Annotated in this window: 11 protein-coding genes; all 11 read right to left on the bottom strand. The window is 40.2% G+C overall.

Annotation, left to right across the window (positions count from 1 at the left end; translation table 11 throughout):
* Positions 1-2: 2 nt before the first annotated feature.
* Positions 3-1,949 (bottom strand): virulence factor, encoded by a 1,947-nt coding sequence (locus tag PCY17_RS04820; RefSeq protein ID WP_301392049.1) that lies wholly within the window; start codon positions 1,947-1,949, stop codon positions 3-5.
* Between the two features lie 10 nt (positions 1,950-1,959).
* Positions 1,960-2,607, bottom strand: a complete 648-nt coding sequence (locus tag PCY17_RS04815; protein ID WP_006154580.1) for a hypothetical protein — start codon at positions 2,605-2,607, stop codon at positions 1,960-1,962.
* The gene (locus PCY17_RS04810; RefSeq protein ID WP_006154524.1) at positions 2,607-2,915 is read right to left on the bottom strand and encodes a DUF5592 family protein; all 309 of its coding nucleotides are present in this window, start codon (positions 2,913-2,915) and stop codon (positions 2,607-2,609) included. Before PCY17_RS04810 ends, PCY17_RS04815 begins: the two co-directional genes overlap by 1 nt.
* 147 nt (positions 2,916-3,062) lie before the next feature.
* On the bottom strand, positions 3,063-3,344 hold the full coding sequence (locus tag PCY17_RS04805) for a BRCT domain-containing protein (protein ID WP_006151897.1): 282 nt from the start codon (positions 3,342-3,344) through the stop codon (positions 3,063-3,065).
* Between the two features lie 8 nt (positions 3,345-3,352).
* Positions 3,353-5,464 (bottom strand): pLS20_p028 family conjugation system transmembrane protein, encoded by a 2,112-nt coding sequence (locus PCY17_RS04800; RefSeq protein ID WP_301392048.1) that lies wholly within the window; start codon positions 5,462-5,464, stop codon positions 3,353-3,355.
* Positions 5,465-5,586: 122 nt separating this feature from the next.
* On the bottom strand, positions 5,587-6,087 hold the full coding sequence (locus PCY17_RS04795) for a lipoprotein (protein WP_301392047.1): 501 nt from the start codon (positions 6,085-6,087) through the stop codon (positions 5,587-5,589).
* Between the two features lie 82 nt (positions 6,088-6,169).
* Positions 6,170-9,298 carry a VirD4-like conjugal transfer protein, CD1115 family gene (locus PCY17_RS04790; RefSeq protein ID WP_301392046.1) on the bottom strand — a complete coding sequence of 1,043 codons (3,129 nt, stop codon included), beginning with the start codon at positions 9,296-9,298 and terminating at the stop codon, positions 6,170-6,172.
* 4 nt (positions 9,299-9,302) lie between these two features.
* Positions 9,303-9,548 carry a hypothetical protein gene (locus PCY17_RS04785; RefSeq protein WP_000113750.1) on the bottom strand — a complete coding sequence of 82 codons (246 nt, stop codon included), beginning with the start codon at positions 9,546-9,548 and terminating at the stop codon, positions 9,303-9,305.
* Positions 9,549-9,707: 159 nt separating this feature from the next.
* Positions 9,708-10,145, bottom strand: coding sequence for a single-stranded DNA-binding protein (locus PCY17_RS04780; protein ID WP_050239879.1), 438 nt, complete (start codon positions 10,143-10,145; stop codon positions 9,708-9,710).
* A 76-nt stretch (positions 10,146-10,221) separates the two neighbouring features.
* The gene (locus PCY17_RS04775; protein ID WP_301392045.1) at positions 10,222-13,935 is read right to left on the bottom strand and encodes an SspB-related isopeptide-forming adhesin; all 3,714 of its coding nucleotides are present in this window, start codon (positions 13,933-13,935) and stop codon (positions 10,222-10,224) included.
* Positions 13,936-13,961: 26 nt separating this feature from the next.
* On the bottom strand, positions 13,962-14,768 hold the full coding sequence (locus PCY17_RS04770) for an LPXTG cell wall anchor domain-containing protein (RefSeq protein WP_301392044.1): 807 nt from the start codon (positions 14,766-14,768) through the stop codon (positions 13,962-13,964).
* Positions 14,769-14,770 lie beyond the last annotated feature (2 nt).

The raw sequence follows: 14,770 nt of genomic DNA, 5'->3' as shown, positions 1-14,770 counted from the left end.
TCTTACTCAATACCGCCATAGCGCTCAACTTCAGGGGCTAACAGCTGTTGGTTAAAGACCAGATTTCCTACCCCTGCAATATTCATGAACAACTGTCCTTTCGCCAGACGAGGCAAAGTCTCTAGTTCAGACTGATTCATCGATCCAGATAAGGCGTTAGCTAGTAGAGGCACACTGGTTTCATCCGTCTGAGCAAAAACTCTATATTGCATCAAACCAAAAATCCTCTGAACAGCAGTCACATACGGATCCTTATGAGTACCGATACCTGTCTCAAACAGAATACCTCGTAGTGAATTAACAGACAATACAACACCAGCAAAATTCTCCCCCATTGTATCGATCATATCAGCCAGGAGATTAACACTACTTTCATGCTTTGGATTAATAAGTGTCTGTGCCCCACTAATATTAACAATATAGTGTTGCATATCCATCTCCGTTAAGTCAGATCGTTTCTTCAGTAGTTGCTTACAACGCTTTCCGTTATTAACAATATCAGCTGAGACAAGTGAAAGAACAGAAAATATCTGAACATTTAACAAATGAGGGGCGTTCTTCAACCCTGAGAAGTCAAATGTTACAACTTGCTCTGAAGAGATATCTTGAAATTCGGTTGTTCCCTCGAAAATTTCTGCGTTTGTTGTCAATAGTTCGTTAAACGTATTGTAAATACGCTTAACAGCCTTGTGTTCAGCTTTATCCGCACTAGTTTGTTCCAGTCGACGTTTGTAAGCATCAACAAACAAAATAAAATCAGACAGAATGGGATACTCTTCCTTTACAATATCCGTCGCTTTCAGTTTTTCTGGATTCAACGCAGGATTTCGAGCCCACAACTCTTCCTCAATATAGAAATCATTCAGGAGAGTTCCAAATGTGATTAAATCGTCTCCTGTCACTTCATTATTCAGGAGTTTATAGATACTCTTCAGTTTCTCGATATGAAGGTTGTAAGATTTCTTCTTATCAATTTCAGTTCCTGCTTCATTGGTTACTGTTGGAAACACCTGGAAGATATTGATACGGTTAGCCTCACCTGATAAATCAAGAATCAATCCATGTTGTTTTCGTGTCTGATCAAGAAACTGGCCAGTAGCATCAAAGTTACGAATATAATGCCCCTTCGCATAGAGACCGTCTGTGTGTTTCATAAGAAAAGATCGCTGTCCCATCTTTGGATTTCCAGATAGGATCATAAAGGATCTTGTTCTTTTTCCGTCACGTTCTAGAAAATTGAAATTTACCGCTCCGTTTGTTGGAGTCCATCCCAGATAGAAACCTTTCTCATCTTCTAGCTTCGTATGATTAAAGAAATATCCACCAGCTATTGAGTGAGCTGGAGTCGGTATTCCTCTTCGATGATTGAGTAAATCAATCTGATATTCAGCTGGAATAAATGGGGCATGGTATTCAAAATCTAATTCTCCAGATAGAATAGTGGATTTGAATTTTGACGTCTTGTCTTTGACCTCTTCAACCCTCTTAAATAATTCTTCTTTTGTTGATGCAAACACAAAGACACGAATATACATCCCATACATAGCTATATTCCGCTTATCAATTTCACGGCTTAGTTTATTAAGATTGTCAATTTCATCTAGTTCTTTCCGATTATTGGTTAGTTTGCTATTGTTTGTAATCCGTGTTGACTTCTCTTCAATAGAGTCCTCAATCTCTTTTTGAAGCTGTCTATTATCCTCCTTGTACAGTGACAGGAAGGAACGTGTCCCAGGGATCAATAACAATTCGGAAAGCCAAAAACGATCCATTCCTTCAGTTGGATACTCATAATAGTGTAAGACCGTATGGCATCCATCTCCACTTATCCAGGAGCGGTCATCCTTTTGAAAATCAATATTTCCTTGCGGTTGAATCTGGCTAAGAAAGGCAAGGTCATATCCTTCATTTTTTAGTTGTCTTTGTCTACGTTTTGATAAATCAGGCATGCTATCTCTCCTACACTTTCTCATTCATATTGTTATATTGCTTTATAATCTGAATTTTCTTCCTGTAGCTGATATCTTGTGGAACAAAATCATTATTTCCATAGGTTTTTGCCTTACGAACCAATTCGTCCAATTCGCTTGTTGTAGGTGCAAATAGCCACAGTATAAACTCTGTATTATAAACTTCTTGTCGGATGCTTTCTTCAACTTTAATTTGGCTTTGAAGCCAAATTTCACGATCCTTGAGTTGTAAAAAACGTCTATCATTTACTGATAACTTGGACATATCTTGTCGCACTAAATCCAAATGATGACGCAAATCTGAAATTTGAGTGTCTGTATTTGTTGGCAAAGTTGTCGTCTCCACTTGGATATTCGGTCCAAATCGAGTCAACCAGGTTTCAAAATTTTCAATGGTTCTCATAACTTCGTTGTAAGACATCGATCCTAAATCTTTACCTGGTATCTCCATCAGCTGCAAGTAGCCATAATCAACTAACTGGATATAAGCCTGGCTGTTCGGAATGATTGATTTTACATCTAACAACTCAACGCAAGAATGTAAATCAAAATATTCCTGCGTTTGTTTCTTTGTTTCTTGAATACGTCCCAGAGGGCGTTTCTCGTTTTTTGAGGGTTGAATTTGTTTAATCGCCATTATGGTTTTCTCCTTCTGATATAATTCAAGCTAATATAACGTTTTCTTCTTCGTCTGAAGAAGAGAAACATGCTGTGCCAATTCTTTTTGCCACCGTTGGCAGGCAATACAAGATATAAACTCATAACTGGTGTCAACAAAATGAATGCGAACATCTGTATCCACTGGCTTTTAGGAAAGATTTTTAAGCCAACGCTCAAAGCGATTACTCCAGTAATTCCTACAAAAGCAATATCTAGGATAAGAAGCCCTATAATCTTGATTTTGGCATAGATATCTCTAGGTACACCGTATTTTTCACCGTACATTAATTTCTCCTTTATATTTGTTTTGATACTCACATTATAATGAATAAACGAAAATATCTTTTAAAGGGACAATAGCATTTTTGCCATTATCTTTCAGGAAGTAATTACACAAAAAGTTATATACTTTTTTACACAATAAAAGAAGCCTCAATCTTGAGACTTCTTAACTAAATCAAAGAATGATTCTTCAGAAAGAAAAGTAATCAATTGGCCTTCTGATAGTCTTCTAAGCGCTGCATCATGCTTCTTAGAACTTTTATCTGGATCAAAAAGATTCAACTGCTTGTGTCCTACAACCAATATATCTGTCCTAGAAGACACATAGTTTTGCACGACAGCCCCTTTACTTTCTAAAAATCGTATGGCTTCTTCTCGAGTTAGAGGACGTAAGCTTCCTGTGATAACAATATTCTTCCCTGTTAAATCCATAATTCATCCTATTCCTCCTCTTCAGGACTTTCAGCACCTGTGATATGACGTCCTCCCTGCATACGCTGTCCTGCTTGTTGCATCTGTTGGTTCATGTAATTCATTTGACTCATACTCTGTTGAAATTTTTGTTGAGAAGAGTCTGGTTGTTTCGGTGCTTGTGTCGATTCTACAACTGATTGAGATGAATCTTGGGTTGGTGGCTCCGTTCCTCCAGTTGGATGAGTTGACTCTTTAATTGGTGGCTCCGCTCCTTCAGTTTGAAGTGGTGGATCTTGAATTGGGGACCCTATTTCTTCAGCTGAAGGAGTTGAATCAACAATAGGTGCATCCGTTGTTCCTGGATCGATTGGTGGCTCAGGAATGTCAACTGGTCCAAATTGATCAATTCCAGGAACCGCATCGTTTTTCAAAGCGTTATAGGTCGCATTTTGAGCAGAGGCGGCTTTATCATCCAAGTTATTTAAAGCATTGCCAACTGCACCTTTCGTATTTTGCATGGCTTCAAATGCTTTCCATTCTGCTAAATCAACCATATTACTTACACCACCTTTGGCCGCATTCATCAAGCCCTGGTCTTTTACAGAGTTCAAAGCACCTTGAATACCACCTCCAGTTCTTGCAAGGCTATTCCCCAGAATCTGACTTCCTTTAGACAGGGCATCTGGAGCTTTTTTAGCCATATCCATACCAAATTGACCAAGCGCCATACCCCCATTAAAGACACCTCCTGCTCCAGCCGCAAAGGCATTGCCCATCATCATAGCTCCGAGCAGTTGTTGAGCTGTTTCACTATGACCCGTTGAAACTCCAAGCCAGCGCTCGATCATGGCCACTCCTTGCATAGCTGCAAAGAATACCCCCACATAGACAAAGGCAGCTGCGAGACACTGTTCCCACATGTTCAGCCCATCAAAGAATCCGCCAGAAAGCTTAGATACTGCTGAAACAGATAGGATTGGCAAATCTCTGAAAATCTCAAGTGTTACACGCATAATGATAACTTCAAAGAAAATTCCTGCGAAGGCACCACCAATCGTTCTTAACAACTCTTTGTATTTCTTTGAGTTTGATAGGGAGCTATAACCAAGAATCGGAGAAATCATTGCTTCAATCAGAATATCAAAAACTGATTTGACGAGCTTAATGATCATGCTGACCAAGAGAACAACAAGGATAATGTACTGAAGAAACATCCCTATCCAGTTGACTTTATAGCGCATATAAACAGATTCAAAAGCACTCAATTGATTAATGAGGCGGTGTTCTGTAATGCTTTCAACTCCAGTGTTATTAGAATTCAACTTATGGAGGAACAAGCCCTTAATCCCTGCTATTTTGTCGTTTTTCTGTATATCATCTAACATTTTTGGATTTGTCGTACCATAGTTTGCCCCAAAATCAATCTTGGTCGCAAAATCAGTCGTATCACGTTGGTCAGAATTATCCGTGATATTATTGACAGGGGTAGAACCCTCTTGAACAGGCTTGATATAGCCATAATTATCCATTGGAAACAGATCCGTAGAAAAATCTTTGTAGATCAAGACTTTTAAGTCTACTACATTATTTTTCATGGGCTGAAGAGCCAAGGAAGAAATCGGTTGGCTACCAGATGGCGCTTCACTGGATACCGTCTGGATAGACATGGCATCCTGTGCCACCGCTGTTGAGATAGTGGTCAAAGCTAGTGGCAATACGGCAGTTACAGCCGTTACCAAAAGGAAATTCGTGATGACCCCTTTGTATTTGACTGGCTTTGTAAAAACTCCAGCGACAGCCGACACAACCAAAATCAGGGTGAACAAAGACGTCCCCAATAACTGAAACCAGTAAAAGAACTGGCCTATAATCGTCTTCTGGTCGCCCAGATAACCGAAAAGCCCAAAGAGCTTGAACATATTATTAAAAACATGTTCTAGGCTGGAAGTGATTTGATAAAGAGCCTTGGCAATCCCTCCTGGCAAATAGGCTAGAAATGCCATAAATGCAGGAGTCGGTTCTAAATAGTTATTCCAATAGGAATAGAATTCCGCCAGCTTTTTTGCATTCTCGCCTGTGATTTCACCATTGAGATTCTTGACCTCATTCACCAAATCTGAAAAGGTTTGATAGTGCACTAAAGGTACCTTCTTTCTTTCTAAGATACCCCTATCATATTCGATAATGGCAAAATCGTTTTTAAAGGGACAATGAAATTCTGACAACAAAAAAAGCCTCAAGTAATTGAGACTTTTGTAAATTAATCTGCGGCTCCATTAAAATCATAGAAAGCATTGTCTTCTTTATAGCCACGACGTAGCTCAATGATTCGGATTTTTTTACCCCCCTCAGTCAAGACGACTTGATAATAAGCCTCTGCTTCTTCAGGCTTACCTATATCCCTATAATCAACAGCGATTGTAAAAGTGTCTTTTCCTTTCAGTTGACTTTCTAAACTAACAATAGTTCCCCTGAAAGAGGCTGGAATCGACTTTACTTGTTCTTCTGAAAGCACACTGTAGTTAATACTTTCACCGTCGTTATTTGAAATAGTTCGCTTTTCTTTGTCAAATTTTAAGGTAGTTCCTACTCCACCTTTAAAATCAAGACTCTCATAACCATCTTCTTGTGAAAAGCCTGTATAGCTATCTTTTAGCACATTTTTAGCAATAGAATCAGGTGATTTTTGACCACAAGCTCCAAGTATAATCAAGGCTAAACCTACTAAAACAATTCTTAAAAAGTACTTTGCTTTCATCATTTATCTCCTAACCATTGTTTATTTTATTATAGCAAACAGCTTTTTTTCTTGCAAGTGTTTATATAACTTATTGTATATCTTTTTAGATAACTTCATCCGCAAAGAAGTCGTCTCCATCATCATAATAATCATAGTCACCGTGAATGACACTAGCTACAGCCGCCTGGAATAGTTCATCTGTAGATGTAAATGATTGGGATTGTACCTTTTGTCCTTTACTATGACGACCTGATAGTTTAGGAGTTTCCCCATTGTTGCTGAGGAGAGGCATGGTCAAACGTTGCCTCCAGTCTATGATGTTGTTGAAGGCTGTACCTGCATCAACTGCGATCTCCTGAAGTTCTAGCTCACGGTGCGCACTTTCGACTGGAATATCCGCAAGAGTCATCGATGTATCAAACTCCTCTTGTAAAAACATGTACTTGTAAGGGAAGCTGTTCTTATCATGTGCGAAGATTGGATCCGTTGTGACCTTACGTCCAGCATTATCCCGTCCCTTGACTCCACGTAAGATAACCGCTTCTCCTTCCTGGAGCTTGGCCAATTGTGTTGGTGTCAACAACTCTTGTTTTGGATTCTCGACAGCTACATTTGGATTGGCTTCGTCCAAGATATTGCTGGAGCGCCGTCTTCTGGTGATGGTACGTGTACCCAGGTCAGCACTAAATTTCTTATTGGTATCTGAAGATGTTGTTTTAACATAAACTTTCAATGAACAGTTGTCCATAATGGTTCGAGCAACATTTTGGCCGTATTTATCATCCAATTGCTCCAGATTTTGAATCCATAGGTAATAGAGAATGTTTTGTCCCAATCCAATAGATATTTTTGTATCCATGTGAGGAATCGCAGGGATATTTGTAAACTCATCTAAGATATGGAGAATCCGATTAATACATTTACGACCACTTGAGAGAGCAAGCTCATAGTTAGCATTGAATAGCTGATCTAAGAATAACGAAACAATCCCATTATACTCTGTTCGGTTTGGCGGTGTTACCAGGTAAATGACTTTTGGTTTATCTGAATAGACCAGCTCAATATCCGACTCCTGGAGAAGATTTTGGGTATCTTCTTTATTCTTAAGGACGGTTATATCGATATGATCTAAAATCGGCTTCTTGCTATACTCATCTAGTTCTAGACTATCTCCAACTTTTCGATAGACTTTTTCAGCTGAAAATTGGAAGACTTGATCTCGAACAGGGGAATGGCCATTATTCTTATGGTTGAAATCAATCGTTACCGTAAACTGATCTGGAAGTTTAGGCTCAATGGCATAAGTAAGATAGCCTTCCCCATCGACTAAAGCCGTCGCTTGCTTTATATAATCGACTTTCTTTTCGACTTTCCCCCACTTCTTCAATCCTGTAATCGTTACTTTAGCAGTTTTGTGCTTAAATTCGTTTTTAAGCTGACTGTTGGTGCTTGATCTCAGCTTGACAGATAATCGACGTGGGAAGCCAACAGACTCTAAATCAATAGAGTTTTTTGAAGTGAGCTTCGCCACGTTGTCTTGCAAGAACAGGTTGATTCCTGTCATCATGCTAGAGTAGACATTCCCTTTAGTCTCATCACCACCAAAGTCTGAAGCTCTAAATTCAATATCCGCCATTTGTCTAAATTTCGAGAATTGTTTTTGATTGACTTGTCTCAAATTATCAAAATAGACTGTGATTTTTGACTTCTTCGATACTTGTTGTTCTCTGCTCGGATTCTCGACGATTTCTCCAGCACCATCTACAAAGACTTCTTCAGACCCCATTGTCGCCAAGAATTTCGCAACGTTAGGGATTGTAATAGTATCCCAGGCATCGTCTTCACCATTTTGAACGGTTTCATTAGCTCGATCCATCAAAGCCATTGTCAGAGCGTTAAATAGGGATATAGAAGACTTACGGAAGTATTCAGCATTCCCCTTCTCTCCACCTTTTTGTTTCGGATAAATTGATTCTGCGACTGCATTGACATAGGTTTGAGTTTTCTCATAGTAGCCCTTCTTTGCGGCAGCGATGGCTAGAGCTAGCGGATTGAAAGACATAGACCAATCCATATTTTGGAAAGAAAGAACATTGACATCATAGTCACGTTGCCTCATGAGTTTGTAGGAGGCTTGATAATGTTCCCCTTTCGGGTCTGCTAGTACCATCGATGGCTGCAATTCAGCACGACTGTTGATTTCAATTGCTGGAGTAATATGACCTTCACCCTTACCTGAACGAGTCATCCCAATTCCTAACAGATTCGTCGGCTTATCTTCAATGTAATAATATCCAGAAGGAAAAGCTAACATGCCTAAAATCCGCTCCGCATTTGTCACGTATCGGCTCATTTTTCTATTTTGCCATAACATTTGAGTTCTCAGTGTTTGTCCTGCTAGATCATGAGTCAGTTCATGAAGTACAGGAGCTCCACCTTCACCTGGATAAGTTAAATCTTTATTGGGGATCTTTTTGTATTGACGACGAATTTCATCAATCGTCACAAAACGGTCATCTCCTTCTTCGTTATTGTTATAGTCTCGAAACTGCTCGAAGTTTATCCAGGCAGATTTCCAGGCGATAACTAAGCCCAATAGAAAGATTGGAAATGCTAAAATCGGTGCTATCAAGAAGACCTTAGCATTCAATAAACTTTGAAATAAGAGGCTGTTTAAGTCAAAGTTTACGGCCTTACTAGCATCTTTAAACGACCAAATACTAAAGTAGAGAAAGCGGATTGTGGCCCTCAAAACAGTAACCAGGTAATTGGTTAAGATAAAAGCAATAAAACTAAAACCTAATCCCATATAAACGAAGCTGCGATAACTTTTAAAATAAAGAATCGGTTTCATTTCTTTATCAAACCGTTTTCGTTCTCGTTTGACAAAAGGGAGGGTATAAAATATCCTAAAAAAAACATTCCAAAGGATGAGAGAGACAAGCGCAAAGAGTTTAGGTATGAATGACTTCATCCAATTGAACAGCCCTCTGGCTGATTGCTTCCATACCTGTTCCCAATCAATCGCTTTGCGACCTTTCCAACCTCTTTTTATTGCTTGCCTTAGACTACTCTTTCCTGCTAATAACCTTTGATAGCTTCTTAAAAAATACGGCTGGAAGAGTTTGAATAGGTAATAACCTGCTACCCCTAGAAAAAGGAAGGTATTGAGCCAACTGGCTCGAATCAGTTGGATAAGGGTATAAAATACTACTTCAAATAACTCAAACAAACGACTACCCCCTTACACCTTCCAAGAACCATTCCATTTTTCGAGTATAGAAGCTCGAAAAGAGAAATATGTGAAACTGTAGCCTTGGAGAGGCTTTCTCATAACGGTTAAAGTAATTTTCTAACCATTTCTCCCCATCCAACTGAAGAACATTCAATCGACTAGATCGACTTTGTTCTAAGTAATTGGTCACCTGAAGAGATTCTGCAATCAATTCATCAGACAGATAATTGTATTTTTGTCTTGCCATTGTTGCACTCCTTTCTTATTATTTCTTAATTCCCCTCTATTCTAAGGGATAATATCAAATTCTTTGTTAAAGGGACAAAAGATATTGTTATATCATAAGTTATATAACTTTTTGTATAACAAAAAAGCACACAAGTGTTCTTGTATGCTTTCAATCCCTTTAGAATGGGGATTCTACATCCATTGGTTCAGGATAAGATGGAGGAATAGAACTTGGTATCGGCTGAGAAAAGCCCTGTTGTTCCTGCTTACGTCGGTTAGATGCTTCCCTATTTTCAAGGAAAGAAATTCCTCCTTGTTGATTTGGGGAAATAAACTGATACGTCCGACGTTGACCTTGTTCATCATTATAAGGTCGTTGGATAATTTCTCCTTTTAAGAGGATTGGAGAGCCTTTAGATAGGCTCTGAGCCATCAATTCCGCTTGTTTTCCGTATACTTGCACATGGAAGAAACTAGAAATTGGTTTATTTGTATCATCATTCATACTAGAATCACAAACAAACTCAAATTTGAAACTGGCATGACCATTTTTAGTTTGACCTACTGCATCACTTGGGATGAATGCAACACGGCCTGACGCAATAAATACTTGCATTTTTTCTCCTTTCAATAAAGACCACAAGAGAGTTATACCCCAGCTTGTGGTCATCCTTTCATTTTAGTTCATCAAGTTAGTTTTCTTTCGACTTACGAAGCCCTGCTACTGCAAGACTCATCAACCCCAAAATCACACCCCAAGTTGGCAGCATGCTTGCTGCTGTTCCTGTGTTTGGTAGTGACGGCTGAGGTTGTGGCTTGCCTGGTTCTTTAGGCTCTGGTTTTGGAGGTTCCGGCGTTGTTGTTGTAACTTTAGCCGTCATCTCTTGTAAATTGACTGTATTGATAAAGGTATTTTCAACCTTACCAGCCTTGATGCGTTCGACTTCTAGATAGAAGTCTGCATCGAACGTGCCTTTTACACCTAAAGAATTTAGGAAATCCTGGTTAATAACATACGACCATTTGCTTTCCTTTTCGTTCCATTTAACGGTCACAATTTTCTTGAGGAAGTTAGGATCCGTATCTTGGTTCACTTCAAACAAGAAGGCATAAGGTGTACCTTTGACGACCTTCTCACCAGCTTTGACTACTTTTCCATCCTTCAGGATGACGTCATAAGGAAGAACCAAGTCTTTCTCAGCTGTGTATTCCGTTCCCTTGAAAATCCCTGACCACTTACCTGTGAATCGATCATGAACCACATCCAACTGGTCACTGCCGTCATATTGGAAGAGGCTATCGTGTTTAATAGGCACGGTTACGCCATCTAGTATATAACGAATGTATTGGCCAATCTGTACTTCTTGGCCGTCCAAGACTTTTTTATTATCCTTTTGATCCAAGGCGTGTTTCTCTGGATTCACATCAGGAACCGAGATAGTGACAAGGTTTGATTGATAGCCATTGCCAAAGTCGATTTGTTTAAGATCGTTTTCGACTTTCTCCCCTGCTTTAACCAGGAGCTTAGCTGGAAGATCAATCGTCACGTTTTTATTTTGCTTCACGTAATTGTGATAAAAACTCTTAGAATCCTTCGCTACCCAAAGGTAAAACTCACCTTTGGGATTCAAGTTCAATTCTTTCAGAATCTTATTGATTGCATCTGTACGCCCTTTGTCTGAAAGGACGTGATACATGTCAAACAAGTCTTTTACATCTTTGCCTGCAGCAGTCATCTTGATCTTGCTGTGGTCAACTGTGAAGGCTTTGTCTTGAACATCATCCAGGATTCCAAACTTCTTACCAAGTGCTTGCGCTGAAGCAAGTGTTTTGGTATATGGGCTGTAATCTGTCATCAAGCGGAAGGTCACGGTGCGATCAAATGTTGTCGCTGCGTTTATATTCTTACCAGAACGATCCAGAACAGCTTTGACTGGTTTTGGTGGTTTCGGTGTGTAGTTGGTAACAGTATTTGAGTACACCTCGTAGTTATTCACTAACACTTTATAGGTGTTATCATAGAAACCTTTATCATAGACTGGCTTCCAAGTAATCACTGGAGCTTCTAGGCGTTTTCCTTGATAGGTAGCAGTAAAGGTATATGTGTTCTTTCCTGCATTATATGAAACAGTCCATCCTGCTTTCTCTGCCGCTGCTTTTGTGACAGCTACATCAGGAACTGCTCCAGCTTCGAGTGGATCAATGATGGTAATCTTGTCCCCTTTTTTCAGGTTCGCATAGATATTGTCATGGGTCAATGTATAAAGCTGAGTAGCATTTTTAGCTACTGTTTGGCCATCTGTGTTAGTCTTGTCTGTATCTGCTACAGATTTGCTGACAACTGGCTTATACTGTAACTTGTAGCCGTGATAACTTGCTGATAATTTCTGATTTTTCGTCTCAGAGAGAGTTTTAAGCGCCAAAGTTGGTTTTGCTGGATTTTTCGCATTGACCAGGTTAGCACTGATTGAATCAGGTTTGACAGGTTTCACAGTTGTTTTTGTGATAGTTGCCGTAGCTGGAACTTCAACAACTGGAGCTACAACCTTCGTATTCAAAGCGAACCAATAGGTTTGGCCATTTGGACTTTCTGGTCCATCCCATTGAATAAATTCGGTTGTGAAGGCTGTCCCTTCCTTAAAGACTCCAAGAGCAGCACCCTTGTACTGATATGCTGAAGAGGAAGTATCCCAAAGATGACCTACCTCTTCCTCACGGTTATAGTCTTCTGCATAAACATAGCCATAATCCTTGTTTTGAGTAACAGTTGAGCCATTGATTTCAACATGTGTCCCATTGATGGCTTTTGCACCTTCCCACCCGATAGGGTTGTGGTTTAGAGACGAGTAGGTTAAGGCTGCAGGTGTCTTTTCAGAAGCCTTGAAAGCTACTTCTTGGCCTTCCTCATTGTTGTAGTAGTAGGTATCTGTAACCAGGAAGTTCATGTAGTCCGCAGCTCCACCTGTTCCATCGTTTCGAGCTACTACAAAGCCCTCAGTCGGATCATTTAAGACATAGACATCATTTAGGCCCGTTTTACCTTGGTTTACAATTTGAAATTTTCGATGGATACGAGAAATATTGTGTTGTTTCCCATCCTCCGTTGTGACTGTTAAGCCGTTTAACCCAGTATAATCAATTTCTGTTGTCCAACCATTGCCCACATCTTTGTATTTCAAGACTTTGGTTGAGTCTAGAACGCGAGAGTACCCAGATCTGCCACTTGATGAGGCGATATAATCCGTAGTCAGTTCTTCTGCTCCTGAAGCTGTAGACTTCACAGTTGCTTCAGGATTAGCGGTCGAAAGACTTAGAGCTTGTAGTACAACTTCTTTTGTGTATCCTTCAGTGCTTGTTTTAGACTGAAGATCGTTGTACTTCTTCTGCCATTCAGCTTGGGCCTGCTTAGCTTGATTATAAGCCGCCTGGTTTTGTTTGGCAATTTGGTTAGCCTCATCTACTGAGGAAACTTCTTGGGTTTCAGAACTGAGAAGTACACCTGAGTTTTTCAATTCAGCGAACTTACGGTCAGCATCCTGATTGACTTGTTCACTAGCAGATTTTTTCTCTGTATAGGCAGCCATAATAGCTCTGTTAAGTTCCACTTTGCCTTTTGCAGTCGCAATAGCCTGGTCATTTTGTTTCTTCAATGCTTCTACTTCTGCGACTGAAGAGACCGTACGTGTAACGACTTTAACGTCAACCTTTTCTTTCTTCAGCTGTTCAGATGCGCTTTCTACCGCTTTGTTTAGAGCAGTAGCTTGTTCAACAGTAGCATCATACTTAGCTTTTTCATCCAGGTAGGTTGAGACAGCTTGCTGGTTTTCTTCTAAGACTTTCTTAGCTGTTTTAGTAGCTTGCTTGTTTTTGTCAGCAGTTCCATCCGTGGCAGTCGAACCATCATTCGTCACTGTGACAGTTGTTGATTGTTCGTGCTTGCCTTTTTCAGTGGCCACAAAGCTATTATTAGCTTGAATGGCTTCCTGCGCTTCCTTGAAGGCTGTATTGTTTTCGACTTGTTTTGCAGTCGTTTCTTCAAGTGCCTTGATTTGCTTATCCTGGTCTTGTTTAATTTCACCCTTAGACTGCTCAAGATTTGATGAAGTAGTATCTGTACCCTTATCAACGCTTGATGTCTCAGACACAACTACTCCAGCTTGTTTAGCAGTTGAAGCAGCCTTTGTGACTGCACTATTATCAATCGCTACAGGCTGGCTTCCTGTTGCCTTACCAGCTTGTTTAGCGTATGTGTTGTTGTCGTTTTTGCTTTCAGGCTGTACTGCTTCATCCGCCAATACAGAACCTGCAGAGAAGGCTACAATACCTGCAACTGCAATTCCTGATACTAGGCCTTTAGCCCATTTTTTCTTACGGAAATATCCGTGTCCTTGTGTTTTTTCTGTCATTTAATTGTTTCCCTTTCCATTTCACCTTAAAACATTTTCTTCTTGTAGACGTAGCTGACTGCTGTCAACAACATAGCTCCAATAGCACCCAGAATACTTTCTGCAGTCCCAGTGTTTGGAAGTGTTTTGAGTTTGCCTTCTGAATCAGTAACAGAGATAGTCTTATCTTCGTTAACTGTTCCACCAACTTCTTCTGGAGCCACTACAGAACCATCTGAAAGGACTACGTTTCCGTTTTGGGTGCTAACAATAGACGCACCTGTATTTGTTTCAACGGGCTCTTTAGTTACATCATGGACAACCTGTCCAGTTGATGTAGATGTTGTCCCAATTTGTGACTTTCCTTGCTGATTTGCTTGATCAGTAGTTTTTGGCTGTTCATCTGGAACACCATCTAAACTACCTGCGTTATCCTTATCTTGCGCCTTATCTGAAGGCGCTGGTTTATCAGCTGGCACTCCGTCAAGACTTCCTGCGTTGTCTTTGTCTTGTGGTTTATCTGATGGTGTTGGAACACCATCGAGGCTACCTGCGTTATCCTTATCTTGCGCCTTATCTGAAGGTGTTGGTTTATCAGCTGGCACTCCGTCAAGGCTTCCTGCGTTATCCTTGTCTGAAGGAGCTGTCGGATCAACTGGAGTAACTGCAGGCTCTGTTGACTGATTTGCTGGAGCCTCTGTTTCTGTTGAAGCGCTTGGTGCTGTCGGCGTAACGACTTCTGTTGTTGGAGCAGAAGAATCAATTGGTGCAAGTTCATCAGCTGATACAAATCCAGCTTGTGCTAATGCGAGTGTTGATAGTGCGAGTGTAGTCAATACTTTTTTCTTGTTCATTG

The sequence above is a fragment of the Streptococcus sp. SO2 genome (assembly GCF_030440025.1).
This window is presented reverse-complemented; position numbering and strand designations above follow the sequence as displayed.

Bases quoted from the DNA above. Each gene is read 5' to 3' on its own strand.
- PCY17_RS04815 (WP_006154580.1), bottom strand. From the start codon at position 2,607: ATGGCGATTAAACAAATTCAACCCTCAAAAAACGAGAAACGCCCTCTG.
- PCY17_RS04770 (WP_301392044.1), bottom strand. From the start codon at position 14,768: ATGAACAAGAAAAAAGTATTGACTACACTCGCACTATCAACACTCGCA.
- PCY17_RS04795 (WP_301392047.1), bottom strand. From the start codon at position 6,087: ATGATGAAAGCAAAGTACTTTTTAAGAATTGTTTTAGTAGGTTTAGCC.
- PCY17_RS04780 (WP_050239879.1), bottom strand. From the start codon at position 10,145: ATGCAAGTATTTATTGCGTCAGGCCGTGTTGCATTCATCCCAAGTGAT.
- PCY17_RS04820 (WP_301392049.1), bottom strand. From the start codon at position 1,949: ATGCCTGATTTATCAAAACGTAGACAAAGACAACTAAAAAATGAAGGA.
- PCY17_RS04775 (WP_301392045.1), bottom strand. From the start codon at position 13,935: ATGACAGAAAAAACACAAGGACACGGATATTTCCGTAAGAAAAAATGG.
- PCY17_RS04785 (WP_000113750.1), bottom strand. From the start codon at position 9,548: ATGGCAAGACAAAAATACAATTATCTGTCTGATGAATTGATTGCAGAA.
- PCY17_RS04805 (WP_006151897.1), bottom strand. From the start codon at position 3,344: ATGGATTTAACAGGGAAGAATATTGTTATCACAGGAAGCTTACGTCCT.
- PCY17_RS04810 (WP_006154524.1), bottom strand. From the start codon at position 2,915: ATGTACGGTGAAAAATACGGTGTACCTAGAGATATCTATGCCAAAATC.